24 protein-coding genes are annotated in these 24,389 nt (G+C 64.5%); 13 read left to right on the plus strand and 11 right to left on the minus strand.

Going from position 1 to position 24,389, the window contains the following annotated elements:
- Positions 1-15: 15 nt before the first annotated feature.
- Positions 16-1,098 (minus strand): iron transporter, encoded by a 1,083-nt coding sequence (locus EWF95_RS10740; RefSeq protein WP_142444080.1) that lies wholly within the window; start codon positions 1,096-1,098, stop codon positions 16-18.
- 108 nt (positions 1,099-1,206) lie between these two features.
- Between EWF95_RS10740 and EWF95_RS10745 the strand changes: the two genes are divergently transcribed.
- A complete protein-coding gene (locus EWF95_RS10745; protein ID WP_142444313.1) occupies positions 1,207-2,517 on the plus strand; it encodes a DUF7405 family protein in 1,311 nt (436 codons plus the stop codon).
- 1 nt (position 2,518) lies between these two features.
- Here EWF95_RS10745 and EWF95_RS10750 read toward each other — a convergent pair whose 3' ends face one another.
- Positions 2,519-3,199, minus strand: coding sequence for a DsbA family protein (locus EWF95_RS10750; RefSeq protein ID WP_142444081.1), 681 nt, complete (start codon positions 3,197-3,199; stop codon positions 2,519-2,521).
- A 161-nt stretch (positions 3,200-3,360) separates the two neighbouring features.
- On the opposite strand from EWF95_RS10750, the gene EWF95_RS10755 reads away from it, so the two are divergent.
- On the plus strand, positions 3,361-3,807 hold the full coding sequence (locus tag EWF95_RS10755; protein WP_142444082.1) for a 2Fe-2S iron-sulfur cluster-binding protein: 447 nt from the start codon (positions 3,361-3,363) through the stop codon (positions 3,805-3,807).
- A gap of 9 nt (positions 3,808-3,816) precedes the next feature.
- Positions 3,817-4,755 (plus strand): class I SAM-dependent methyltransferase, encoded by a 939-nt coding sequence (locus EWF95_RS10760; protein WP_142444083.1) that lies wholly within the window; start codon positions 3,817-3,819, stop codon positions 4,753-4,755.
- 57 nt (positions 4,756-4,812) lie between these two features.
- Here EWF95_RS10760 and EWF95_RS10765 read toward each other — a convergent pair whose 3' ends face one another.
- Complete coding sequence (locus tag EWF95_RS10765; RefSeq protein ID WP_142444084.1) at positions 4,813-5,664, minus strand: cytochrome c oxidase subunit 3; 852 nt, start codon at positions 5,662-5,664, stop codon at positions 4,813-4,815.
- Positions 5,665-5,770: 106 nt separating this feature from the next.
- Between EWF95_RS10765 and EWF95_RS10770 the strand changes: the two genes are divergently transcribed.
- The 5 genes from EWF95_RS10770 (at position 5,771) to EWF95_RS10790 (ending at position 11,352) form a co-directional block, all read left to right on the plus strand.
- Positions 5,771-7,210 (plus strand): hypothetical protein, encoded by a 1,440-nt coding sequence (locus tag EWF95_RS10770; RefSeq protein WP_221886652.1) that lies wholly within the window; start codon positions 5,771-5,773, stop codon positions 7,208-7,210.
- A complete protein-coding gene (locus EWF95_RS10775; protein ID WP_142444085.1) occupies positions 7,207-7,554 on the plus strand; it encodes a hypothetical protein in 348 nt (115 codons plus the stop codon). Before EWF95_RS10770 ends, EWF95_RS10775 begins: the two co-directional genes overlap by 4 nt.
- 77 nt (positions 7,555-7,631) lie before the next feature.
- Complete coding sequence (locus tag EWF95_RS10780) at positions 7,632-8,219, plus strand: HalX domain-containing protein (RefSeq protein ID WP_142444086.1); 588 nt, start codon at positions 7,632-7,634, stop codon at positions 8,217-8,219.
- A 47-nt stretch (positions 8,220-8,266) separates the two neighbouring features.
- The gene (locus tag EWF95_RS10785; RefSeq protein WP_246055699.1) at positions 8,267-9,085 is read left to right on the plus strand and encodes a histidine kinase; all 819 of its coding nucleotides are present in this window, start codon (positions 8,267-8,269) and stop codon (positions 9,083-9,085) included.
- Between the two features lie 104 nt (positions 9,086-9,189).
- Positions 9,190-11,352, plus strand: coding sequence for a DUF7527 domain-containing protein (locus tag EWF95_RS10790; RefSeq protein ID WP_142444087.1), 2,163 nt, complete (start codon positions 9,190-9,192; stop codon positions 11,350-11,352).
- A gap of 57 nt (positions 11,353-11,409) precedes the next feature.
- Here the strand turns inward: EWF95_RS10790 and EWF95_RS10795 are convergent, their stop codons facing one another.
- A complete protein-coding gene (locus tag EWF95_RS10795) occupies positions 11,410-11,715 on the minus strand; it encodes a hypothetical protein (protein WP_120083464.1) in 306 nt (101 codons plus the stop codon).
- A gap of 275 nt (positions 11,716-11,990) precedes the next feature.
- Between EWF95_RS10795 and EWF95_RS10800 the strand changes: the two genes are divergently transcribed.
- The 3 genes from EWF95_RS10800 (at position 11,991) to EWF95_RS10810 (ending at position 15,390) form a co-directional block, all read left to right on the plus strand.
- Positions 11,991-13,337 (plus strand): adenylosuccinate synthase, encoded by a 1,347-nt coding sequence (locus tag EWF95_RS10800; RefSeq protein ID WP_142444088.1) that lies wholly within the window; start codon positions 11,991-11,993, stop codon positions 13,335-13,337.
- 120 nt (positions 13,338-13,457) lie between these two features.
- Complete coding sequence (gene purD, locus EWF95_RS10805) at positions 13,458-14,744, plus strand: phosphoribosylamine--glycine ligase (RefSeq protein WP_142444089.1); 1,287 nt, start codon at positions 13,458-13,460, stop codon at positions 14,742-14,744.
- Positions 14,745-14,796: 52 nt separating this feature from the next.
- Positions 14,797-15,390, plus strand: a complete 594-nt coding sequence (locus EWF95_RS10810; RefSeq protein ID WP_142444090.1) for an acyltransferase — start codon at positions 14,797-14,799, stop codon at positions 15,388-15,390.
- A 33-nt stretch (positions 15,391-15,423) separates the two neighbouring features.
- Here EWF95_RS10810 and EWF95_RS10815 read toward each other — a convergent pair whose 3' ends face one another.
- Together EWF95_RS10815 and EWF95_RS10820 are read right to left on the minus strand one after the other, a co-directional pair.
- Positions 15,424-16,668: a potassium transporter TrkA gene (locus tag EWF95_RS10815; RefSeq protein WP_142444091.1), complete on the minus strand. Its 1,245-nt coding sequence runs from the start codon at positions 16,666-16,668 to the stop codon at positions 15,424-15,426.
- Positions 16,665-17,909, minus strand: coding sequence for a TrkA C-terminal domain-containing protein (locus EWF95_RS10820; protein ID WP_142444092.1), 1,245 nt, complete (start codon positions 17,907-17,909; stop codon positions 16,665-16,667). The genes EWF95_RS10815 and EWF95_RS10820 overlap by 4 nt, the downstream gene beginning before the upstream one ends.
- Positions 17,910-18,017: 108 nt before the next feature.
- On the opposite strand from EWF95_RS10820, the gene EWF95_RS10825 reads away from it, so the two are divergent.
- Complete coding sequence (locus EWF95_RS10825; protein ID WP_142444093.1) at positions 18,018-19,172, plus strand: NAD-binding protein; 1,155 nt, start codon at positions 18,018-18,020, stop codon at positions 19,170-19,172.
- A 57-nt stretch (positions 19,173-19,229) separates the two neighbouring features.
- Positions 19,230-20,477, plus strand: coding sequence for a magnesium transporter (locus EWF95_RS10830; protein WP_142444094.1), 1,248 nt, complete (start codon positions 19,230-19,232; stop codon positions 20,475-20,477).
- A gap of 27 nt (positions 20,478-20,504) precedes the next feature.
- On the opposite strand, the gene EWF95_RS10835 is transcribed toward EWF95_RS10830, so the two are convergent.
- The 5 genes from EWF95_RS10835 to EWF95_RS10855 form a co-directional block, all read right to left on the minus strand.
- Positions 20,505-21,290 carry a mechanosensitive ion channel domain-containing protein gene (locus EWF95_RS10835; protein WP_142444095.1) on the minus strand — a complete coding sequence of 262 codons (786 nt, stop codon included), beginning with the start codon at positions 21,288-21,290 and terminating at the stop codon, positions 20,505-20,507.
- A 4-nt stretch (positions 21,291-21,294) separates the two neighbouring features.
- Positions 21,295-22,101 carry a diadenylate cyclase DacZ gene (gene dacZ, locus EWF95_RS10840; RefSeq protein WP_142444096.1) on the minus strand — a complete coding sequence of 269 codons (807 nt, stop codon included), beginning with the start codon at positions 22,099-22,101 and terminating at the stop codon, positions 21,295-21,297.
- A gap of 86 nt (positions 22,102-22,187) precedes the next feature.
- Entirely contained in the window at positions 22,188-22,937 is a 750-nt protein-coding gene (locus tag EWF95_RS10845) for a hypothetical protein (RefSeq protein ID WP_142444097.1), read from the minus strand.
- The gene (locus EWF95_RS10850; RefSeq protein ID WP_142444098.1) at positions 22,934-23,665 is read right to left on the minus strand and encodes a cytochrome c biogenesis CcdA family protein; all 732 of its coding nucleotides are present in this window, start codon (positions 23,663-23,665) and stop codon (positions 22,934-22,936) included. Before EWF95_RS10850 ends, EWF95_RS10845 begins: the two co-directional genes overlap by 4 nt.
- The gene (locus EWF95_RS10855) at positions 23,662-24,201 is read right to left on the minus strand and encodes a TlpA family protein disulfide reductase (protein WP_185911772.1); all 540 of its coding nucleotides are present in this window, start codon (positions 24,199-24,201) and stop codon (positions 23,662-23,664) included. The genes EWF95_RS10850 and EWF95_RS10855 overlap by 4 nt, the downstream gene beginning before the upstream one ends.
- Between the last annotated feature and the right edge of the window lie 188 nt (positions 24,202-24,389).

Here is a 24,389-nt window from a genome sequence, read left to right on the forward strand (position 1 = left end):
CGGCGTCGGTGGGGGCTACGACAGTTCGACGGTCGGTGTCTCGAAGAACGCGGTCTCGTACCCCTCGTGGCGGGCGACCTGGGGTGGCGTCGTCACGTCGACGGTCGCCGTCTCCTCGCCGGTCGCGTCGGGAACGGGTGTCCCGTAGTGGAAGCCAAGCTCGGGATCCAACGCCGGCTCCAGCGACGCGCTGTCGACGACCGCCTCGCCATCGGAGTCAGTGAGCGTGCCGGCCAGCCCCATGCTTGGGATCACCAGCTCGTTGTACCGCGTCGCCGCGGTGACCGCGAGATACGGCGCGTCGCCGAACCGATCGGCGGTCAGGACGGCAGCCGCATACCGGATATCGTCGGCCAGCCCCGTTCCGAGGGCGGTGCCGTCGAGCTCGCGGACACGCCCGGTCGGCATCGACATCCCGTCCATCTCCATCGACATCGGATCAAGCGCGCCCGGCTCACCCTGTCGATCCTCGTAGGTTTCGTAGGTAAGCTCGTTGCGGGTAGCCTCGCTGTAGTCGAGATCGATCGTCACGGTCTGGGGGTCGCCGAACCGACCATCGAAGTCACCGAACCGTCGGGCGGTCGTCGCGCCGATGGTGATATCGACGGTGTAGGTGTCGTCGCCGTCGAGATGGTAGTTATCGCCGTAATGAAAGCCCATGCGCTGTGAGAGCATCGCGTACACCGTCTCGCGTTCGTCGACGTTGTTGCCGCCGCGGGCCGCGATGTCGACGCTGGAAACCGGCAACACGACACCGGTCTCGGCATCCCAGATATTCGCCATGATGTGAACCGCATCGTCGGATTCGACGCCGAACTGCTCGGCCTCGTACCCGCCGTCACGGTTGAACACCCGCCAGAACCGGTGGGGGAAGGTGTAGGACACCGAGACGGCCAGCCCGTCGTCGGTCATCGCCATCCCGCCGGTTGCCATCTCCTCGGTGTGGGTCGGGTAGTAGATCGCGTCCGGGCGGTCGGCGACCAACGCGGGTTCCCGGCCGTAGCTGACGCCATCGAGGGAGGTAAACGAGTCGACGCAGCCGGCGGCACCGACCGCCAGCCCAGCCGCTGCTCCGGCGAGAACCTGTCGTCGATCCATAGCTGTCGTAGGCAACGAGCGCACAAACCGCTTCTGGTGTGGGCGACGAACCCGAAAAACGGCCACCAGAACCCATATCTGGCCCAATCGACTACGCAGGGTATGAAGCTGCCCGACACGTCCGCATCCCGTCGGGAGGTACTGAAGGCCGCGCTGGCGACCGGCGGCGCGGCCGCGCTGTCGGCCTGTCTGGAGGCCGTCGACGACGAGCCGATCCCGCAAGGCGTCGACGATCCCGAGACGCTCCCGGATCGCCAGTTTGGGTGGAACGACAATCTCGACCGCGACGAGAGTGGCAACGTCGTACTGCCCGAACACCACCTGTTCCTGTATCTCACTCACGACGGCGAGGCCGGGAGCGATGGCACCCCGACCGACGCCGACCGGGAGCGACTGAACGCCGCCCTTCGCACGATCGAACGCGCCTACGAGCGGAGCAACCGCGGCGTCGTCTTCGATCTCGGCTACTCGCCGGCGTACTTCGATCGGTTTGCGGCGTCGCTGCCGGAATCGATCGATCTGCCGCCGCCACGGGGGCTCACCCCGGTCGACACGCCCACGCTGGACGAACAGGACGCGCTCCTCCAGCTGGCGTCGGATCGCAGCGACGCCCTGTTGGCGATCGAGGAAACGCTGTTTGCTGACGGCGATGACGCCCCGGAGACGCTCAACGGCGTCGAGGTGGCGGGCCGGCTCAGCGACGTGTTCCGGATCGATGACCGCCGAACCGGGTTCATCGGGCCGGGGCTACCCGCAGCGAATCAGGGTGTCGGCGGCATCCCCGAAAACGGCCCAGTTCCCGAGGCGGCACCGCTGTTTATGGGATTCAAGGCCGGCTTTGCGGCCAATCAGGCCACCGAAGAGTATGTGACCATCGAGGAAGGCCCCTTCGCCGGCGGCACCACCAAGCACGTCGCCCGAATCCGCCAACAGCTCGACAAGTGGTACAACGAAAACAGCCACGAGGAGATGGTCGCCAAGCTGTTTAGTCCCCGTCTCGCCGAGGCCGGGGCTGTCGAAGGTGTCGGCGAGAATCTCGGCGATGACAGCGGGATCACCAGAGAGATCTATGAGGCGATCGAGGAGACCGCCGACGAGTTCGGGTTGGTCGGTCACGCGGAAAAGGCCGCCCGCGGCAACCGCGACAGCGAGGGCACCGTCCAAACACTCCGCCGCCACGTCGAATCAACCGACAACGACAACGCAAGCCTGCATTTTCCGTCCTACCAACAAGAGATCAGCACGTTCGAGGCGGTGCAGGAAGCGATGAACGGGACGGATATCGTCGCCGACCAACCGGAGATCGATCCGCGGGTCAGAAACGGGATCTTCCGCTACATCTTCGTCGAAAACCGCGGGAACTTCCTGATCCCGCCGCGGTCGTTGCGGGCGTTTCCGACGCCGCAGGGTGGGGCGTAGGCTACAGGGCGTCGTCGATCGCGCTACTCACCGGATCGTACCAGCCACCGGTTTCGGGTGGCTCGATCAGCGTGTCGTTGACGAAGATGCCCGGTGTCGACTGGACGCCGCGGTCGATGCCGGTCTGTCGGTTTGCGCTCAGCACCTCCTCGTAGGTGGCGTTGCTGGCGTCGCTCAACACGCGACAGGGATCAGCACCGACCTCCTCGGCGAGGTCGCCGACGACCTGCCAGGAGTAATCGGCCTGGTTCTCGTAGGCCGCGAGGCTAAACTCGAAAAACGCCGCGTCGTCCTGTGTCTCTTGGATGCTCCGAGCGGCGTTGGCGACGCGGCCCGACCACGGCGAGACTGGGATCGGGAAATCGAAGTGGCGAATCCGAACGTCGTTGCCGTCGAGATACTCGTCTTTGAGTCGACTGAGCCCGCCGGTGGCGAAATCCGCACAGTGCGGACAGGCAAAATCCTCGAACACATCAACGGTGACCGTGGCGTCGCTCGGCCCCTCAACGGGCTGTGAGAGCTCGGTCACGGGATCACGCTCGGTGAGCTCACACTCGTAGGAGGTGTCGATCGTCGTCTCGGAGGCTGGGTCGGATCCCCCGCTACCACCGGCACAGCCAGCGAGGCCGACGGCGGCGGCTGTCCCGATGGTCGTGAGATACGCGCGTCGCGTTGGTTGCATACCTCTCTGTTGTCGTGACGATATTTAGAGCCGTTGAGACGAGGTGGAAGACCCATTGAGACGGTGAACGCCATGAGAAGAGGGTCGAGGCAGTCGGTTGCCGTTAGCGACTGTCGGTTGCCGTCGGTAGGTCTTTGAGGAGCCACCCCGTTTGGCCGAGTATGCCGACTGTTCATTTCCGCGGGAAGGAGATCGAATGCCGAGAGGGCGCGACGCTCCGCGATGTACTGCTGGATGCCGATCTAACCCCACACAACGGGAAGGCGACGGTGTTCAACTGCCGTGGGTTTGGCAACTGTGGCACCTGTGCGGTCAAGGTCGACGGCGAGGTCAGCGACAAGGGGATCCGCGAGAAGGGCCGGCTGTTGGTGCCGCCACACCACCCGAACTACGATCTCCGATTGGCCTGCCAGACAAAGGTCATGGGCGATGTCACCGTCGAGAAATACCCCGGCATGTGGGGAACGCAGGTGGCCAAGGATCCGCTGCCGCCGCTGGCGGACGACGCCGAGGGCGAGAGCCCCGAGGACGCGCCGACCGCCGATGCGGGGGATGAGCCAACCCCCGGCGACGCGGAGGATGACCCGACCCCCGCCGACGCCGACTGACCCCCCAACGTGGCGCGTTCGTTCGACGATTTTGTCAGGTATCTCGACGCCAAGCGATCGGTCGATGACCGCGCACTCCACCGGCCGACGCTCGACCGCCTTGTCGCCGAACTCGACGAGCGAGCGGCCGCCCGTGGTGATGACCCGGTTCGCATCCTCGAAGTCGGATTTGGGATCGGCACGATGCTGGAGCGGCTCCGCGCCTGGGACGCCCTCCCCAACCGCGTCAAGTATGTCGGCGTCGACATCGACGAAACAAACATCGCGGCCGCAGCCGACCGGCTGACCGACGGCGACTTCGAGCAAACTGGCAGCCAACAGTTCTCACTCGTAAGCGACAACGCGATGCTGACGGTCGAACTCCACGCCGCCGACGCCTTCGCGTTCGCGGCCGACCGCGGCGATCCGGCTGCCGCCCAGCCGCAGTTCGATCTGCTGATCGGGATGGCGTTTCTCGATATTGTCCCGTTTGCACAGGTCACCAAGAATTTGCTCCCGCTGCTTGCGGGTGGCGGCCTGGGCTACTTTCCGATCACCTTCGACGGCGTCACCGATTTCCGACCGGTCGACGACCCGGCGTTGACAGCGACGCTGTTGGACGGGTTTCACGCCGCGATGGATGCCCCCGACCGGCCGGGCGGCAGCCAGACCGGTCGACAGCTGTTTACCGACCTCCCAGCCGCCGGTGCCGACCATCTCGCAGCCGGCGGCTCCGACTGGGTCGTCACGCCACGCGAGGGCGGCTATCCGGGCGACGAAGCGATCTTTCTCCGCCACATCGTCGACACGGTTGAAAATGCGTTGCTGACGGAGACGCCGGCAGCCGCGCTCAGCGGCGTCAGCGACGACGCGATCAGAGCGTGGGCGCGGCGGCGACACGCCCAGGTCGATAGCGCGGAGCTGGTGTATCTCGCCCACAACATCGATCATCTGATCCGAATGCCGTAGTCGTCGCTGTCGACCCGGCGTGTCGATTACGTCAAAAATAGCCAGCCAACCGGTTCGTTACGCCTGTCCCGCACCGACGTAGAGCGCGACGACGAGGAAGATCCAGACGGCGTCGACAAAGTGCCAGTACATCGACGCTGTCGACACCGAGAGATGCCGCTCGGCGGAGTACTGGCCGTAGAGGGCGCGCACAAAGACGATCCCGAGAATGACCGCCCCGAGGCCGACGTGGAGCCCGTGGAGCCCGGTCAGCCCGAAGAACGCCGAGGAGTAGACACCCTGCGTCCACGTGAAGCCGTACTCGCCGATGAACTCGAAGTACTCGAAGGCCTGGCCGCCGAGGAAGACGACCGCAAACAGGATCGTCAACCCCATGCCGCGCACGAAGTTGGTTCGGTCATCGTTTCGCAGGGCGACGTGGGCCCAGTGGAGCGTAAACGAGGAGGCGATCAGGATCGCCGTGTTGGCTAAGATCAGCGAGCTGATCAGATCCGGTGTCGTCTCCGGGAGCGTCCACTCCGCGCCGGCCCGGAAGTAGAAGTAGTAGCTGAACAGCGCGCCAAACGTCGCCAGCTCGGAGCCGAGGAAGGCGATCATCCCCCACCGGAGCGAGGCATGGCCGTGTTCGCTCGTCTCACGGCTCCAGAACTTCGTGATGAAGGCGTGGTACAGCCAGCCGTAGATACCAACCAAAAACAGCCCGACGCTGCCGGCGACCGCCACCGGGCCGACAAGCGGACTGATCGCGTCGCCGATGATCCAGAGTGCCACGCCGATGTAGATGCCGGCCGCGCCGAGTGCGGTCACGAACGGCCACCAACTCGCCTCGCCGAACCCACGCGGCCAGTCTTCGACCGCCGGCAGGTGATGGCCGTGGTCGTCGTGTCCGTCTTCCGTTTCGGTGCTCATACTACCTCGTTGCAAGCGTGTGATTAAAAATCCTCTCAACCGCGTTGCCGACGCGGTGTCAGGCTGTTCCGCAAGCTACTCGTGGCCGCTCACCGTAGCCGAGATAATGACCGAACGCGGTGAGAGGCGTCCGGGTCCGGCGACCGAACACCGGTGGCGACGACTCCGACGGCTGCTGATCGTCGTTGCGTCGGCGATCCCATTAGTCGCGCTCCTATCGGAGCCTGTTCTCGCGCATGCGGCCGCGCTCCGCGGATCAACGAGCTCCGTCGAGGTGCCGACGTGGCTGTTTTTGACGACCGGCGGCGGGACGGTCGGGGCGTCGTTTCTGCTGGCCTCCTTTGTCACCGACCGAGCGTTCATGCGGTCAGTTCACGACTGGGGATTTTCACTTCCCGCGCCGGGGCGATTGCTCAGACTCAGCGGCCAACTCGTCGGCCTCGCGCTCCTTGCGATCACCGTCGCCGTCGGCTATCTCGGGCCGGAGACAGGGTATCGAAATCTGGCGATCCTCGTCGTCTGGGTCGGCTGGTGGGGAGGCTACGTCGCCTCGACGTACCTCATCGGAAACACGTGGCCGACGCTGAACCCGTTCCGAACGATCGCATCGATCCTGCCGTCGCTCAATCGGCCGTACCCTGATCGACTCGGCGCGTGGCCCAGCGTCGCCGGCCTGCTCGCCCTGATCTGGATCGAGGTCATCAGCCCGCTGGCCGACGACCCACGGCTGTTGGCGACGACGCTGCTGGCCTACACCGCGGTCAGCGTCGCCGGAAGCGTCGTCTACGGCACCGACACGTGGTTCGGCCGGGTTGATCCGATCTCGCGGGTGTTTTCGCTGTTTGGTCGGTTCGCTCCGCTCGCGCGGACGGAGACGGGTCTCGCACTGCGCCTGCCGGGGAGCGCGCTCACCGACGCCGATGCCGTTTCGGGCCGCGCCGAGACGGTCTTTGTCGTCGCCGTTCTCTATGTGACGACCTTCGATGGCTTCGTCGGCACCGGGCTGTGGGCGGCGGGTATCACAGCCGTCGTCGACCGCGGCGTCCCGCCGCTGGCCGGCTATCTGGGCGCGTATCTCGCCGGCTTTGGGCTCTTTGTCGCCGCCTTCCGGTGGGCGATCGGTCTCGCCCGGCGGTTTGGTCGCACCTACATCACCCGGGCGGCGTTGGCCGATCGGTTCGCGCCGTCGCTGCTGGCGATCGCCGCCGGCTACCACATTGCCCACAATCTCGGCTTTATCATCGGCTTGCTGCCCTCACTCGTTGTCGTCGGCGCGAGCCCGCTGTCGCCGCCGCAACAGCCGCCGGTGGTGGCGACGCTGCCGGGCTGGATCTCCGGGCTTGAGCTCGCCTTCGTGTTGGTCGGCCACTTCATCGCTGTCTGGATCGCCCACGCCGCCGCCTACGAGCTGCTTCCGGGGCGGTTGGAGGCGATCAAAAGCCAGTACGGGATCACGCTGGTGATGATCGCCTACACGATCATCAGCCTCTGGATCGTGACGACGCCGACCGTCGAGCCGCCATTCCTCGGTGGGGGCGGGGTATGACGACGACCGAATCGACCCCAGAGGATGAGTCAGCGGGCGAATCCGACCGAAGCGACACCGATGGTCGCGCAGTTGCCGGGGGGCAGCCACCGACGCGTGTGCCCGAAGGCGCGGAACCACAGGTCTGTCCGTACTGCGGGTTCGAACTGCCGGCCGACGATCAGTACCGCCTCCATCTCGGCTTGAATCACTACGAGCAACTAGATGACGGCGATCAAGCGGCGTTCCGTGAGACCTACCAACAGGAGGAAGAGTCACTCACCCGGTTTCGGATCATCGCCCTCGGTGGGCTCGTGGGGCTGTACTTTGGGTTTTTGCTCATCTACGCCGTGTTAGCGACATGACACGCAACACCGCGCCGTAGCGGAAGTATAAAGGTTGTAGCTCGTCATGTGACGAGTGACCAAGGCCTCCGATATTCATGTCTGATAGTTCCGCTGATGATGCGACGGTGCTCGTTGTTGACGACGAACGCGATGTCGCCGATCTGTACGCCTTCCGGCTTGAGGAACACTACACTGTTCAGACCGCCTACGGCGGACAGGAGGCGCTTGAGGCGTTCGACAGCGATATTGACGTGATCTTGTTGGATCGACGAATGCCAGGGCTCACCGGCGATGAGGTGCTCCAGCGTGTCCGCGAGGACAGCCACGACTGCCGGGTCGTGATGGTGACCGCGATCGATCCCGATGTCGATATCGTTGATATGGATTTCGACGACTATCTCTGTAAGCCGATCGGCAAGGAGACGCTGCTGGAGGCAGTCGCCCACCAGCTAACCTCCCGCGAGTACGGCGAAACGGTTCAGGAGCTGTTCCGGGCGACCTCGAAGGTCGGCGTGCTTGAGGCCGAGAAATCCGCCGAGGAGCTCGAAGACTCCGAGGAGTACCAGACACTCACCCAACGCATCGAGGAGCTCCGGGCCGAACAAAGCGAGCTCATCGAGGAGTTAGACGACTTCGAAGCCGCGTTCAACGCGATCGACCGCGCGCCGAAGGAACCGATGTAAGCCGGCGACCGCGGCTGTTTTATCCGTCTACAGACCCTATCGAGCGTATGCGCCACGAGCTGCCGGACTCGCTGTCGGGGTTTCTCGATGAAACCGCCGGCAGCACGGAGAAGACACTGCTCCTGATCAACCGAACCGAGCCCCAGCCGCTCGTGAACCTGTTGGATCGCGCCTTCGAAAATCAGTCGGTGGAGATCGAGGAGCGACACATCCCCGAGAGCGACACCGATCAGGTCTGTCTCGTCGAGAACGGACAGGTGACGGCGACAACGTTGTTTGCGGATCTCAGCGAGACGTTTCTGCTCGTCAACGCTGATCGGTACCGAACCGGCACCGGGCGATCCGAAACCGGCTCGTTCCCGGACGTGCTGACCGGCCTCGACGACATCGAGTTCACGGTTCGAGGGTATCCGGCATCCAACAAAGAAAAGCTACTGTTGATCATCATCTCGCGGTTCATCGAGGATCGCGCGTTGGCCTGTGGCCACGGCGAGTTCCACAGCACGTTCCAGCGGCTCTCCCGGCTCGACGACGAGTACGGCACCCGGAAGATGTACGAGTGGCTCGGCGACAGCAACGTCGAAACACACGTCTACGGGGTTCGGGACGATCCCGATGTCGTCGACGGACTCGACGTGATCGTCCACGGCGGGACAACCCACGAGTACCGCCGGTCGTGGGTCGTGGTGTTTACCCCCGACACAGAGACCGGTGCTGTCAACAGCGGGGATATCGCCGCAGCCGACGCCTGCAACCCGGTTGCGCTCGTCGCCCTCGAAACCGGATCGAACGTCTGGCGGAGCATGTGGACATACGACCGCGACCGCGTCGAACGAATCAGGGCCTACGTTCGACAGCAGTTTTGAGCCACGCGGGGCGATCGCCGAGATCGTTTCTTCCAGTTGGTGACTGAATCCAACGTCGGACGCTCTGGAAAGAATTTTATGCGTCTCGGGCGTCGGTACACCAAATGGATAGTGAGATAGTTGGTTCGGTGACGGAGTGGGAGACCGTTCCGGTCGGGCGGGGGTACGACGGCCTTCACGACCTCGCCGATGCGGAGTTCTCCGGGGGGGTGACCGCCGGCACCACCTGGGGCTTCATGCTGAACGGCCGGCTGGTCGGGATTCCGGGGGGCTCACTGGCGGCTTTCGACGGGGCGGAGCTGACCGCCTACGAGGCCCCGTCGCCCGCCCTGCCGCTGCTGTATACGATGCAATCACAGGATAGCGAAAAGCAGGCGGAGTATTACACCAATGAGACGGCGATTTCCGAGGCCGACACCACGCTCGCCGACGGCAACTTCACCGGCTACATCGAGCTCTCCGAGAACGTGCTGTCAGGGAATTACTACGTCGTCTACTACGGGGGTCGCTCGATGAGCGTCGCCTTCGTCGGCAACAGCCGCCGGCTGCTGACCGACGAGGAGGCCTTCGAGCGCGCAAACGACGAGGTCGGGATCTACAACGTCTACGCGGCCGATATCGACGTGATCGACCTCCCAGAGCGAGAATCGTCGCCGTCGACGGCTGACGACCCGACGCCCGACTCGGCTGACGACCAGACACTCAACCCGGTCGGCGACGAGTCGATGACCCCAGCAGACAGCACGGAGCCAGATGACGGGGCCGCAACCGAGGACAGCGGCCTTGGATCGATCGATATCCCGCAGGCAGGCGGTGGCGACACCGAGCCCGCGGGCGATGAGGAGCCGGAGCCCACGACAACAGCCGACAGCTCGGACGATACGCCAGCCACCGCTGCCGACACCCAGCCTGACAACAGGGGAGAATCGATCGACGACAGTGCTGAGTCGACCGAACCGACCGATTACAGCGGTGAGTCGACCGAGCTAACGGCACCCACCGAGGAGACCGGCTACGACAACACCGCGATCGACACCGATCCGGCAACAGGAACCGCCGACACGGCAGCCACCGGCGAAACAGCGGTCGACACCGCCAGCCCTGCTGACACCGGCTCGGGCGATCCCGACACGGCGAACGGCGAGCCCTTCGAAGAGGAGGCGGAGTGGCGGAACACGACGACGATCCCGTCGCTTGATCCAAGCGACGACGAGGTGGCCGACGATGGCACGCAGGGTGGTGGCGGCCAGCAGGCGGTCACCCGCTCGGAGAGCCAGCTATCGCGCCAACAGCTCCGAGAACGACTCGACAAAGCAGAGACAGTGATGGAGAAGGCCGAACAACGCCACGAAGAGCTGGCGGCCGAACGCGACGAGGCCCGCGAACAGCGGGACGCCGCACAGGGGCGGATCGAGGAGCTTGAAGCCGAGCTGGCGGCCGCCCAAGACCGGATCGAGGAGCTTGAAGCCGAGCTGGCGGCGACGGACACAGCCGCTGAATCGACTCAGGCTGCTGACAACGCGACACAGCCTCCACAGACCACACGGTCGATGACCCCGGCGGACGCTCTGGGGGGAACCAATCTGTTTGTGCGGTACGATTCAAAGGGGGCGGCGACGCTGGCTGACGCCCACGACGGCGAGGCGACACCGGAAGACATCGACGGCAACCTCCGGATCGACACCCACACCACGTTCGACACCGAGGGGGTAACGGTCGATGACACCCCATTCGAGGCGTTTCTCGCCGACCGGATCGAGGTTGCCTTCGCGGAGTGGCTGGTGACTGACCTCCTCTTCGAGCTTCGGTCGACGGGTGCGACGACAGCCCTCAAGGCGGTTTACGACGCTATCCCGCAGATCGACCGGATCGAGCTCCAGGGGATGATCGAGCTCGGCACCGACGAGGACGACGAGCCGATCGAGCGCACATTCGACGTTGTCGTTCGCGACAAGCGGGGGAAACCGCTATTTATTGCTGACTTCGACGACTCGAAACAACCGGTCGGTGCCGATCTGATCGAAGGGCTGATCCGGAACGGGAACGCGCTCCGGGAGCGCAACGACAGCTTCGCTGCCGGCTTCGGCGTCACATCAAGCTACTTCACCGAGGACGCCTACGAGATCGCCGACGACGCAACCGGCGGCGGCCTGTTCAGCCGCAGCGGCGGGAAGAGCTTCGTCAACATTTCCCGAAAACAGGGGTTCCACCTCTGTCTGGTCGACCGGATCAAAGGCGGGTTCGAGCTCCAGAAACCGGAGCTGTAGTCGAATCTGGTCGATAGTGGGTGAGTGGTCCGCGGTCGTCCAAAAGACAGCCCGCAATCAGTTTTCGATCTCGGCGGTGTCGTCGATGCGCATCGTTCGCAGCTTGTCAACGATGGAGTCGATCTTGTTGTCGAGGTCGTCGACGAACTCCTCGGTGTGGTCGGTCTGGATCGCCCCCTGGCTGGATGGCTCGATGAGGTTTTCCTCTTCGAGGACGCGCAGGGAGTAGCGAACCTTGTGGTGTGGATAGCCCGTTTCGTTGGACATCTTGACGATGCCGATGGGCTCGTTTTCGATGACCATCCGAAGCACTTGGAGGTGCCGTTCGAGCATGTCGACTTCTTTTTCGAGTCGGTCAATCATGACATGTGCTAACTTGTCTTGCGGTGATTTAAGTGTTGCTGTCGACCCGGTGGCTGTAACTGTTGAGTGATCGACGTGAGAGTAGTTAACACTTCGGGTTTCACCGATAGCAACGGGAGACCACCTGCGAGAGATCGGAAATCAGGACGACGATCCCTTCGTTGTGGCGGCGAGCAGGCGTTCACTGCCGGGTAGCGTGGATGCGGGGTCGGTGTGGTCGCCCGAGGCGATGTACCGTAATCTGTTTACCCGGTGGTTGGAAACCCACAGTCGTTATGACCGTAACTATCGTCGGGTCTCAGTTGGGCGACGAGGGCAAGGGCGCGCTCGTCGACATCTGGGGCGGGGACAGCGATGTCGTCGTCCGGTATCAGGGCGGCGACAACGCTGGCCACACCGTCGTTCAGGACGGGACGGAGTACAAGCTCTCCTTGGTTCCCAGCGGTGCCGTCCGCGGGAAGGTCGGCGTGTTGGGCAACGGCTGTGTCATCAACCCCGAGACGCTGTTCGAGGAGCTCGACACGCTCCGCGAACAGGGGCTGGAGCCGGATGTTCGACTCGCCCGACGGGCGCACGTTATTCTCCCCTATCACCGCGTGCTCGACGGGATCGAAGAGGAGGTCAAAAGCGACGACGACCTCGCGGCCGGCACCACCGGCCGCGGGATCGGCCCGACCTACGAGGACAAGGCGGGTCGCCGCGGGGTTCGGGTCGGCGACCTGCTTGATCCGGATGTGCTGCGCGATCGACTCGAATACGCCGTCCCACAGAAACGAGCGCTCGCCGAGGAGGTCTACGGGCTCGATGTCGAGAACAGCGAGCACGCCGACGCCTTCGACGTTGAACACCTCTTTGAGACCTATCGGGAGTATGGCGAGCGACTCAAATCGGAGTCGATGACCGTCAACGCCGGGGAGTTCCTCAGCAACAAACACGCTGACGGCGAGGAACTTCTCTTTGAGGGCGCGCAGGGAACATCGATCGACATCGACCACGGGATCTACCCCTACGTCACCTCCTCAAATCCGACCGCTGGCGGCGCGGCCGTCGGCACCGGTGTCGCCCCGACGGTCGTTGGTAGTGGCGAGGTCGTCGGCATCGTGAAGGCCTACCTCTCGCGTGTCGGCACCGGCCCGCTGCCGACGGAACTTGATGGGACTGACAGCGAGGAAGAACTCGCGGACTTCATCCGCGAGAAGGGTGGCGAATTTGGGACTGTGACGGGTCGCCCCCGGCGGATCGGCTGGCTCGATATGCCGATGTTGCGACACGCTGCCCGCGCCAACGGATTTACCGGGATCGCCGTCAACCACATCGACGTGCTCGCTGGGCTTGAGGAGATCAATGTCGGCCACGCTTACGAACTCGACGGCGAGGAACTGCTGACGATGCCGGCGACGACCGAACGGTGGGGCGAGTGTGAGCCCGTACTCAGATCCTTCGAACCGTGGGACGACGTTGACTGGGCCGCCGTCGCCGAGGAGGGCTACGACGCGATCCCGGCCAACGCCCGCGAGTATCTCGACTACATCAGCAGCGAGGTCGGCGCGCCGATCTATGCGGTCGGTATCGGCCCTGGCCGTGACGAGACGGTTGTGCTCGACAACCCCTTCGAAAAATAGTCCGCGGGATCGCTTGCTGACTGTTGAGCGGACAAAATTGCTGACTGTTGAGCGGACAAAATTGCTGACTGTTGAGCGGACAAAGTAACACTTACACGCAGGCCGCGGTCTTTCTCGGATATGAGTGAAACCGTGCTGTTAGTCGGCGGTGGCGGCCGCGAACACGCGATCGCCCGTGCGTTGGCTCCTGACTGTTCGTTGTACGCTGTTGCCGGCAACCGCAACCCCGGCATCGTCGACCTCGCCGACGGGTTCGAACAGATCGACGGTACCGACGCCGAAGCGATCACCGAGTACGCCGAGGAGATCGACGCAACCCTCGCTATCGTCGGCCCGGAAGCCGGCTTGCAGGCCGGTGTCGCCGACGAACTCGACGCGGCGGGGGTCTACACCTTCGGGCCTCAGGCCGAGGAAGCGAAACTTGAGACCGACAAGGCGTTCCAGCGGGAGTTCATGCAGGACAACGACATCCCTGGCTGTCCGGTCTTCGAGACCTTCGACGACATGGACGCCGCCTGCGAGTTTATCGACGACTACGACGGCGACCTCGCGGTCAAACCGATCGGTCTGACCGGTGGGAAGGGCGTCAAGGTCATCGGCGATCAGGTAACCAGCGAGGAGGCCAAAGACTACCTGCAGGAGTCCGACTACGAGGGCGTCGTCCTCGAAGAGCGACTGATCGGCGAGGAGTTCACGATCCAAGCGTTCGTCGCCGACGGCGACCTGCGGACGACGCCAGCCGTCCAGGATCACAAACGCGCCTACGAGGGCGACGAGGGGCCCAACACCGGCGGCATGGGCAGTTACAGCGACATCGGCTTCCAGCTCCCCTTCATGCAGGACGGCGACTACGAGGCCGCCGTCGACATCATGGAACAGACCGTCGCGGCGATGCCCGACTACAAGGGCGTACTCTACGGTCAGTTCATGCTGACAACCGAAGGCCCGAAGGTCGTCGAGTTCAACGCCCGGTTCGGCGACCCCGAGGCGATGAACACGCTCCCGATCCTCGACACGCCGTTCCTCGACGTGCTGACCGCCGCCCGCGACGGCGACGACCTGCCTGAACTCGACTTCTCGGGCGAGGCGACGGTCTGTAAGTACGCCGTACCGGACGGCTACCCGACCGATCCCGACGCGGGCGCGAAGATCGAGGTCAACGAGGAAACGGTCGGCGACGGGCTGCTCTTCTACGCAAGTGTCGACGCCCGCGAGGACGGGCTGTACACGACGACCTCCCGGTCGTTCGCGGTCGTCGGCCGCGCCGACTCGATCGCCGCCGCCGAAGCGATCGCCGAGGACGCGCTGGCGGCCGCCGGCGAAGGGTTCCACATCCGCCACGACATCGGGAAGGCCGATCTCGTTCAGTCGCGGATCGACCACATGAACGAGCTTCGCGGCGAGTAGCCGGCCACGGCCAGACTCGATGTTTTTGTAGCCACCGCCCGAAGAGCGAGGTGTGCCGCCAGCCGACCACGACAGCGACGACGTGAACCGCCATGATCGCCTCCAGCGACGGCCGACCGCCGGCCCGCACAACTCGCTGTGGGGGTGGGCGTCGATCCGCGCGCCGTGGCGGGTTGTCCGCAACTACCTTGTCGTCTGGCTGATCCGGCTCTCGCCGAGCCTGCGGCTGAAAAACTGGCTGCTGCGGCGGTTGGGTGCAACCGTCGGCACCGGGGTTGCCTTCGGCCTGGAGGCGACGCCGGACGTGTTCTGGCCGGAGTTGATTTCGATCGGCGACCACGCGATCATCGGCTACGACGCGACGCTGCTCTGTCACGAATTTCTCCAAGAGGAGTACCGAACGGGCGCGGTCGTCGTCGGCGAGCGGGCGATGATCGGCGCGGGTGCGACGGTGCTGCCTGGCGTCGAGATCGGCGACGGCGCGCAGGTCGCAGCCAACTCGCTGGTGACGCGTGATGTGCCGGCCGACGCGACCGTCGCGGGCGTGCCGGCGGCGGTCGTTGACCGCGGCGATAGCGCGACCGACTCCGACGACGCGCACGATGACGATGCGCACGATGATGATGCGGCCGGTTCTGACACGTGATAGGTCGGCGGATACCGACGCGTGAGAGCGTGGTTACGTCGCTTGCTCCTCGGTCTCGTTCGGTTCGTCGTTCTCGGTCGCTGCTGGAGGTTCCTCAGTTGGAGGTGCTTTCGCCCGTTCTTCGAGTCCCCGAAGCACGTCCGGCCGGCCGAGCCCATAGATCGTCTCGCCGACCTCGAAGCCGCGATCCCGATCCGGGAGTGCCGTCAGCTTCCCGCCGTCGGGCCGGACTGCGACGACCGTCGCCGTCAGCGCGCGCGGCGTCAACCCGACGAGTTCGCTACCGGCCTCGATCGTCACTGTCCCCATCGTCTCATCGACGCTCCGCAACAGCGTCGCAAACTCGCGGTCGGCCTGCGGTTCGGCGGGCAGCGTCAGCAGCCGATAGGCCTCGGTCGGCGACAGCAGCGTCGCATCCTCGTCGTCGATAGCAAGCGTCACCGTGTCGCCGGCGACACCGCGGAGTTCGCCCGTCACCAGGCGTTTCGGCTCCTCGGTTGTCGTCCACACCTGCACCGTATCACCCGGCGAGGCGTTGTTCGGCGGGTCGGCACGGATCGCCACGGCGACGGTGCCGGGGGCGATCGTCGCGCCGATCCCGGCAGCTCGAGAGCCGACTGCGAGGAACTCCACGTCCGCCGCGGCCGTGAGATCAACATCGACGTAGCCGACCTCGTAATCCTCCTTCAGTCGCTCGATCAGTCGACTCCGGAGTTCCTCGACGGTGAGTCGCCGCGGGAACACCAGCGTCTTCCCGGCGAGTTCGGCCTTGGTCTCCGCTGTGACGGGATCGTAACTCTCCATGTCGGCGATCTCCTCGGGCAGCGTCAGCGTGGTCACCCGGCCGGCCGAGCGAACCACAGCCCCGACCTCGCCGTCGAACTCCCGGAGCCCGGCCAGCGAAAACAGGTTGCTGCTGGCCGCATCACCCAGCCGGCGGCCGACCGGCGCGGCGACCGCCGCGATGCTCAACGCGACGACGTTGAAGACGACCACGCCCGGCTCGAAGAGATCAACGGAGATGTCGCTGACGGCGACGCCAAGCGAGGTTGTGTTGATGTAGAGCGCGACGGCAGAGACGCCGACGAAGCCGGAGACGCCCTCCGGGACGGTCTGTTTGAAATACCAGCGGTAGGCGACCGCGAGCCCGCCGGTGGTGATGACCGACAACACGGCGTAGACGAGGAGATTGATCAGCGCCGCAGTGGGTGCCTCGAAGGTGACCGGCGACGGCGGGCCGGCCGTGAACGCCTCCCGCAGCGTGTTACTTGCGGTCATGTTGCGGCCTCCGCAAACCGATCCAGCGACTCACTCGTCCCGATGACGTACAGCTGATCGCCGGCCGACAACGGCTGCTCGCCGCGCGGGGCGACCTGCCATTTCTCGTGTTTGGCCGCAAGAATGAGGATGTTGTAGCTGTCCCGAACGCCGACCTCGCCGATCGTGTGGCCGTCCAGCGGGCCGCCGGCGGCGACGGTCACCTTCTTGAACTGGACGCCGGAGCGACGCAGCAGCGATACCAACTCGAACTCCCGGCGCGTCCCGCGGGAGCAGACGACGACCTGTGGATCGGTCGCCGACAGCAACGTCGTCGCTTCTGATCGACTTACGGCGACCGTGATCCGGCCCTCGCCGCCGGTGGTCGTCGCGGCCGCGGGCAGCGGAGCCGGCGGCTCCTCGCCGCCATCGGTCGCCAGCGTATCATCGTCGCCCGCGGGTGTCGCCGCGGCGGCTGTCGTACCGCCGGGTGGCGTCCCCGAGCGGGCGGCGATCACCGTCCCGGTCACGTTCGTCTCCGGGGTGACGATCCGTACCGACTCGCCGCGGGCGATCCCGGTCGGCACCAACGCCGACAGCGAGACGGCACGCTTGCCAGCGGGAACGCGGCGGGAGGTGCTGCCCATCGGCGGCGCGGCCGCCACTCTGGCACGAGCGGCCTCGTCGAGATCGACGGTCACGTCGGCGAGATCGAACTCCGACTGCAGGCGGTCGGCAAACCGGGTTTCCAGCTCCGCGATCGGGAGATCAGCGGGGAACGTCCACTCGCCGTCGGCGATCTCCTGGCGGAGGTCGGCCGGCAGCGGCGGGTAGCCCTCGATGTCGCTTGGCTCGCCGAGTACGGTGAGCCGCACCTGGTTTCGGCCACCGACAAGTTCGATCACGTCGGTGTTCAGCGTTCGATCCCGCAAGGATTTGATCGTCAGCCGCTTGGGCGCGGCCGCGCCGAGCTTGTCGCCCTGTGCGTGGGCGTAGAGTGCAAGCATCAACACGACGATGATCGCGGTGAGGATCGAGGCGGCGTTCTCCGAGGAGCGGATCGTCGGATCGTTGAGCGCGAGCAGGCCGCCGTTGATGCCGGCGATAGCCAAGGCGAGGACGACGACACCCAGCCCGGGGATCGACACGTCGGTGACGTATTTGAACAGAAAGCCGAGAACGCCGGAGACGAGGGCGGGGATGATCCCCGTCAGGACGCCAAGATAGATCCCCAGCAGGATATCGAACGGAAGCGCGGTCATTGCCGAGGTATGCCATCGTGTTTGGTTAAATCGTTCGTCTCCCCCGGTCGCCGTGTGCCCCATCCCGATCCCTGGTGTATTAGTAGCCCGCCGCCCGAGGCAACTCCGATGAACGAGACACGGGAGTGGGTGACCGTCAGGGCGTCGATCCTGCTGACGTTCGCGGTCGCCATCCTGTCGATCATCGTCGGCCTCGTCCACATCACGACCGGCGGCGTCGACAGCGAGCTCGTCGCCATCGTGCCGCCGGCGGTGCGACGGACGGTCGGTTTCACGGGAACGCTGACCGGGTTTACGATGCTCGGCAGCGCGTACGCGCTGAAACAGCGGTTTCGTGTCGGCTGGTATGCGACGGTGGTGTTGCTGCCGATCACGGTAGTTCAGGGCCTGTTGCAGGTCTCGGCGTTTTCGCTGCCGCTGGTCGCCGTCTCGATTATCTCGGTGCCCGCGTTGGTGTTCAATCGCAAGCGGTTCGACCGCTCGTTTTCGCCATCGCCGACGCAGTTGGCCGCCGGGGTTGCCCTCGTGACGGCGATCGCCTACGGCACGTTCGGCTCCTACGCGCTCCGCGATGAGTTCAACGGTATCGCCACGCTCACCGACGCCTTCTACTACACCATCGTCACCGCCAGCACCGTCGGCTACGGCGACGTGACCGCCAGCACCGAGCTCGGCAAGCTGTTTTCGATCTCGGTGCTGTTGATCAACGTCGCTGCCTTCGCAGTCGCCCTTGGTGTCCTGCTGACGCCCGCGATCGAAGCCCAACTCTCGAAAGCACTCGGACGTATGACAGAAAGCCAGTTCAACCTCCTCGACGACCACGTGATCCTTCTCGGCTACGGGGATCTGACCGAACCGATCATCGAAAATCTCGGCGACGACACGGGGTTCGCCGTCGTCACGACCAACGAAAGCGCGGCCCGACGACTCGCCGACCGTGATATTCCTGTCCTGACCGCCGAACCGAGCGACGAATCCCCACTGAAACAGGTCGGGATCAGCGATGCCCGGGCGGCCATCGCCGCCACCGAAAACGACGCCCAGGACGCGCTGTCGATCCTGACCGCCAAACAGCTCAACGACGACCTGACCATCCTTGCGGCCGCCATGCAACGAGAGAACGTCGCCAAACTCCGGCATGCCGGCGCGGATCGCGTCATCAGCCCCGCCGAGATCGGCGGCCGGCTGCTGGCGAACTCCGCGATCGGGAAGGGTGATGCCGAGGCAGCCTCGAAACAGCTGCTCGGCGAAAACACCGAGTAGGTTCCGGTTTGCGCCCGGTGACCGAACTATTTTAGCGATTCCGGCTGTCCGCCGGGTATGGACGCGGCACTCGAAACCGCCCAACAGTCGATCGCGTCGTCGCCGACGCCAGCCGCCGAGTTCGACGCGCTCTCGCCCGGCCAGCGACGACAGGTGTTTTTCCTGTTGCCGGAATCGCTGCGAGAAACGTTGCTGGCGGATATGGACGACGAGGGGCTCCAGCGGTTCGTCCGCCGACTCGATCCCGACGAGGTCGCCGACGTGCTTGGCCTCGTCGACGACGACCGGCGACAAGCCGCCCTCGAACAGCTGGACACAAACCGCCGGGAGAAGGCCGAATTCCTGCTTGATTTCGGCCCCGAGAGTGCGGCGGGGTTGATGCGGCTCAACTACGTCACCGTCGGCGTCGACCGCGATCTAGCCACTGTCGCCGACCGCGTCCAGCAATATGAAGCGAAAACGGGTGAGGTACCGACGATCCTCGTCACCGAGGACGACGACCTGCTCGGCGAACTTCCCGGACAGGTGTTGGGGATGGGCGAGACCGACGCCGTTGATCTCCGTGAACACGTCACGGAGATTCCGGCGGTCGCCTACGATACCGACGACGACGCAGTCGCCACCGTGTTCCGCGAACACCCCGAAGGCGTGGTCGCCGTCCTTGACGACGACAACTCGATTATGGGGATCATCCACGCCGAGGATCTCCTGCGGGTGATCGACGAGCAGGCCGGCGAAACGCTGTATGAGTTTACGGGTGTTCGGGAGGAGGAGAGCATCCTCGACGGCCCGCTCTCGAAGGTTCGGTACCGTTACAAGTGGCTGATCATCAACCTCGGGACGGCGTTTTTGGCCGCCGGGATGGTCGGCTTCTTCGAGGATACGATCGCCGCGTTCACGCTGCTTGCGGTGTACATGCCCGTCGTCGCCGGGATGGGTGGCAACGCCGGCACCCAGTCGATGGCGGTGACGGTGCGCGGTCTCGCTCTCGAACAGATCTCACTGACGACGGGAGGTCGGGCGATCCGCAACGAGATCATCGCCGGAGCCGCGAACGGTTTTATCACCGGTTTGCTCGTCGCCGCGATCGCGTCGGTGTTCAATCAGAGCCCGCTGTTGGGGCTCGTCCTTGGCGTCTCGATGGTGTTGAACCTCATTATCGCCGGCTTCTTCGGGACGCTCATCCCGCTCGTTTTGGAGCGGGTCGGCAAGGATCCCGCCACGTCGGCGACGATCTTCATCACGACGGCGACCGACGTGCTCGGCTTTTTCATCTTCCTTGGGTTGGCACAGTCGGTGCTCTGAGGGGAGGAACCAGCGGCAGAAATTCGATTAGTGTATTCGAACGATCCCGTCCCGAAGCACCGTTCGGTTCGGAATGATGTGTTCTTCGTCGTCGGTGTCGATCCGCGTTACGAAGAGGTCAATCTCCTGGACGATCCCGCGTTGACCGGCGACAGCCACCTCGTCGCCGATGCTGTACGGTTCAGTGAGCAACAGATAGACGCCGACCGCCCCCGAGGCCAGTAGCTCCTGGGTGGCGATCGCGGTGAAGACGATCAACGCGACGGCGTAGGCACCGAGCAGGACGATCAACGCGGTGGTGGCGACGCCGACTTGGCCGAGGGCGATCAGCGTGGCGACGAACAACACGCTGTAACGGGCGGTGGCTGGGATGACGCCGATCTCGGGGAGCTTGATCCCACGAAGGCGTTCGGCGACCAACACCTCGATCTTGTCGCCGATGATGATACCGACGACGAGGATGAGCAACGCGACAGCGAGCTGTGGGAGGAACACCGCCGCCGCCCGCAGGAAGAGGTCAGCAAACTGGATGTTGGTGAACGTGCCGGCGATAAACACCGAGAGGAGGATCACGAAGTAGCCGGCCAGCTTGGTGAGCAGGCCGACCGTCGAGGTGCCGTACTCGCCGGCGGCCCGCTCGACGGCCGTCCCCTCGACGGCCTCGTTGATGCCGAGTCGGTGGAGCAGCCGCCGACCGAGACGCATCGTCAGATAGCCGAGACCGATCCCCAGGAGGACGATGCCGACAGCGATCCACCAGCGCGGTGAGACGACCGCCAGCCACTCGGGGACTGCGAATTGCAGGGCCGACATCTGTTCAGTGCTCCTCTGGATCGAGTTCGAGTATTAGCTCGCCGCCCTTGAACGCTCTGACGAGCCCATCGGACTCCGAGAGGACGATCGCCGTCGCGTTCGTGTCGCGGGTGATCGCGCCGCCGGCCATGTGGCGGGCACCGAGGCCTTTCGGGATGTCGATGCCCTCCGCGCTCGGTTCGAGATAGCGGTAGGCCGAGACGATCTTGCCGGAATCGGAGATGACGAACGCACCATCCAAGCGCGAAAACTCCTTCAGCATCACGTTGACGATGGGGTCGCCGACGTGGACGTGAGATTTCTCGAAGGGGTTGTAGCTCAGCGGGCGGGATTTGTTCATCACCTTGCCCGCGTCGCCGACGACAAACAGCGCGCCGACCGGGCTGCCCTTCTGACCTTTGCGGCCGAGTTCGAGGGCGACATCGAACACGTCGCGGATGACGTTGGGATCGGCCCGGGAGTTCGTAAAGAGGTCGTACAGCCCCGAGCGGAGGTCTTCGCTGACCCGCACTCTGACCGCCGAATCGACCTCGCCGTTGAAGATCGAGCCGAAGCAGGCGACGGTGTTGCCTTCCTCGACGAGATCCTGATCCATCGCGCCCTCGATGCCGAACCGGATCCGATCTTTGATATCGGTGAACTCGATGGGGAGTTCGACGAACGTCTCGGCATCAACCGTGTTCTCTCCGGCGACCACGACAACGTTCTCTTCGTCGGCAAACCGTTCGTAGAACGCCCCGTTGGGCGAAAAGAGGAACACGCTGTCGATATCCGCCATGATGTCCGCAAGAACGTCATCAAAGGAACCCATTGTCGAATGTATGTTGTCTGTATTCTTAAAGCTGTACTGGAGATGTCAGACGCACGGCAGACGCGACCGCTCACGGAGCATGGCTGTCATCCTATCGGGTCGGCGGTCACCGACGCCCACTGCGGTCGCTCGACAGTCGTCGTGCCGACCTCGGAGATCCAAACTCGTTGGGTGATCCGACGCGGCCCCGACCGGTAGCGAACCGTCCGGGCGGTTCGGAGTTCTTCAACGACTCCTTCCGGCGTCACCAACAGCGTCAGTGACGCGTTCGACCGGATTCCGGTGTCCGCCAAGTCCGCGGAAACCCGGTACAGCGTCGTTCCGTTCTGTGAGACGGGGTCAACGCTCACGTTCGTGCTGGTCGTCAGTTCGTTGATCGTAGATCGGTGCAGGGCTGGGTTCAACCGTACCGACGAATTGAGAAGATCGACGTGCCGGATGCTACTGCCGTTGGGGGTCGTCACGCGCTCGACCGCCATCGAACCGTTCCGGTAGGCTTCGATCCGGCTCGGGCCAGCCCTGTACTGTTCGGGGGCGGTATTCGAGGCGGAGATCGTTTGCACCGAACGCCCTCCCACCGGAGTGCTCCCGTTCAGTCGCCATGTTCGGTTCGTTGTCACCGAAAACTCGGGATCGGTGCTTCGCATCGTTCGCGTTGAGGTGACGGTGAACGAAGTCGATTGGAGAGCCTCGGTATGGGCGTCGATCAAGGCTGACGTGTCGGCAACGCCGTCGGTCGTGATCCCAGGTGGTGTCGGTGTCGACGCTGTCTGGCCCACACACCCTGCAAGGAGGAGACAGACGACCAGTACGGCTCCCACACGGCGCGCGCTCATAGCGAAACCACCGCCGGAAAGCCGTAGAAGTAGTAGTATATCTCCGCGATCCCAGAAACGACCAGTAGGCCGCCGGAGAGCCGGTAGATCGTGTTCGTGTGCCGGCTGATCGTCGACACGAGCGACGCCCCGCCGAGCGCGGAGCCGACCGTCACGACGATCAAGACGACGCTCATCCCGAGGGCGTAGGCGAGTGCCAGCCCGACGCCGACCGATGGCCCGGCGGCGATTCCGCGTGCCACGACCGCGATGAACAGCGGTGCGGTACAGCCGGCGGCCGCCGCCGCGTACAGAACGCCGAAGACGAAAAAGCCGCCAAGCGAGCGGCGACGCTCCGGCAGTCGGACAAGCGAGCGATCCACCTTCCAGCCAAGTGCCATCGCACCCCCGCCGAGGATGAACACCGAGCCAACGACCAACTCAAGTACCGCGATATCGGCGAGGGCTGCCGCACCGAGCGTGATCGTTGTGCCGGCCAAGCCGACGTAGACGAGCGTCATCCCGAGGGCGGCGGCGATGCTGACGACCCCCGCCCGCGCCAGCGGGCTGGTGAGTCGCGCAACGAGTGTGCCATCGCTCGGCTCGTCGACGGCGGCTGCCGACGCGGTGTCGCTGAGGAAATACGAAAGGTAGCCGGGCAACAGCGGGAACGCACACGGCGCGAAAAACGTCGCCGTCCCTGCCGAAAACGACAGCGACAGCAGCGAGACGGTATCGAGCGTCGTCATTGCTCCTCGACCAGTGGTTTGATTTTCGCGTTCAGTGCCTCGAACTCCCGTGCGAGGATGCCGTGGCCGTCGCTGACCTGCGTGCCATCCTGATCGAACAGGAGGTTCGTCGGATAGCTGTTGGCGTCCCACCTGTCGGTCGCTTTCAGCGCGGGGTCGTTGACGACCGGCCACGTGCCGTCGTGTTTCTCCCAAAACGCCGCGATGAGCTCCTCGTCGACCTCGGGCGTGATCGAAACCATGTGAAGTGTTTCGGGATCGTACTCACTGCGGAGTCGGCGGAACGCCGGCATCTCGTCGACACACGGCTTACACCACGTTGCGAAGAAATTGAGCAGCGTGACCGTGTCGTCGGGGACGAGTACCACGTCGCCGTCCGGTAGTTCGCCTGTCGTGACGACTGATGGCAGCGAGAGCGATGTCTCCTCGTCCGCGGTCTGATCACCACCGCTGCAGCCAGCACTGCCGACAGCAAGGGTTGTTCCAAGCGTTGCCAGCACCGTCCGTCGGTTCGGCCGTGTCTGCGAGTTCGTCATGCGTGTGAACCTTCGTCTTCCTGCGGTTGTTGTCTCATTGACCGATACGTCATCCGGCTGCTGTCGGTGGCACACGCCCCGACCTGGCCGCAGAGTGAATCTACCAGGAGCCATGAGTTATACGCGCGGGAGACTCAAACCACGGTTTGTGTGACTGTTGCTCACACGAAGCCAGGCTCAACGTCGAT

The sequence above is a fragment of the Halonotius roseus genome (assembly GCF_006861655.1).
Lineage (GTDB): Archaea > Halobacteriota > Halobacteria > Halobacteriales > Haloferacaceae > Halonotius > Halonotius roseus.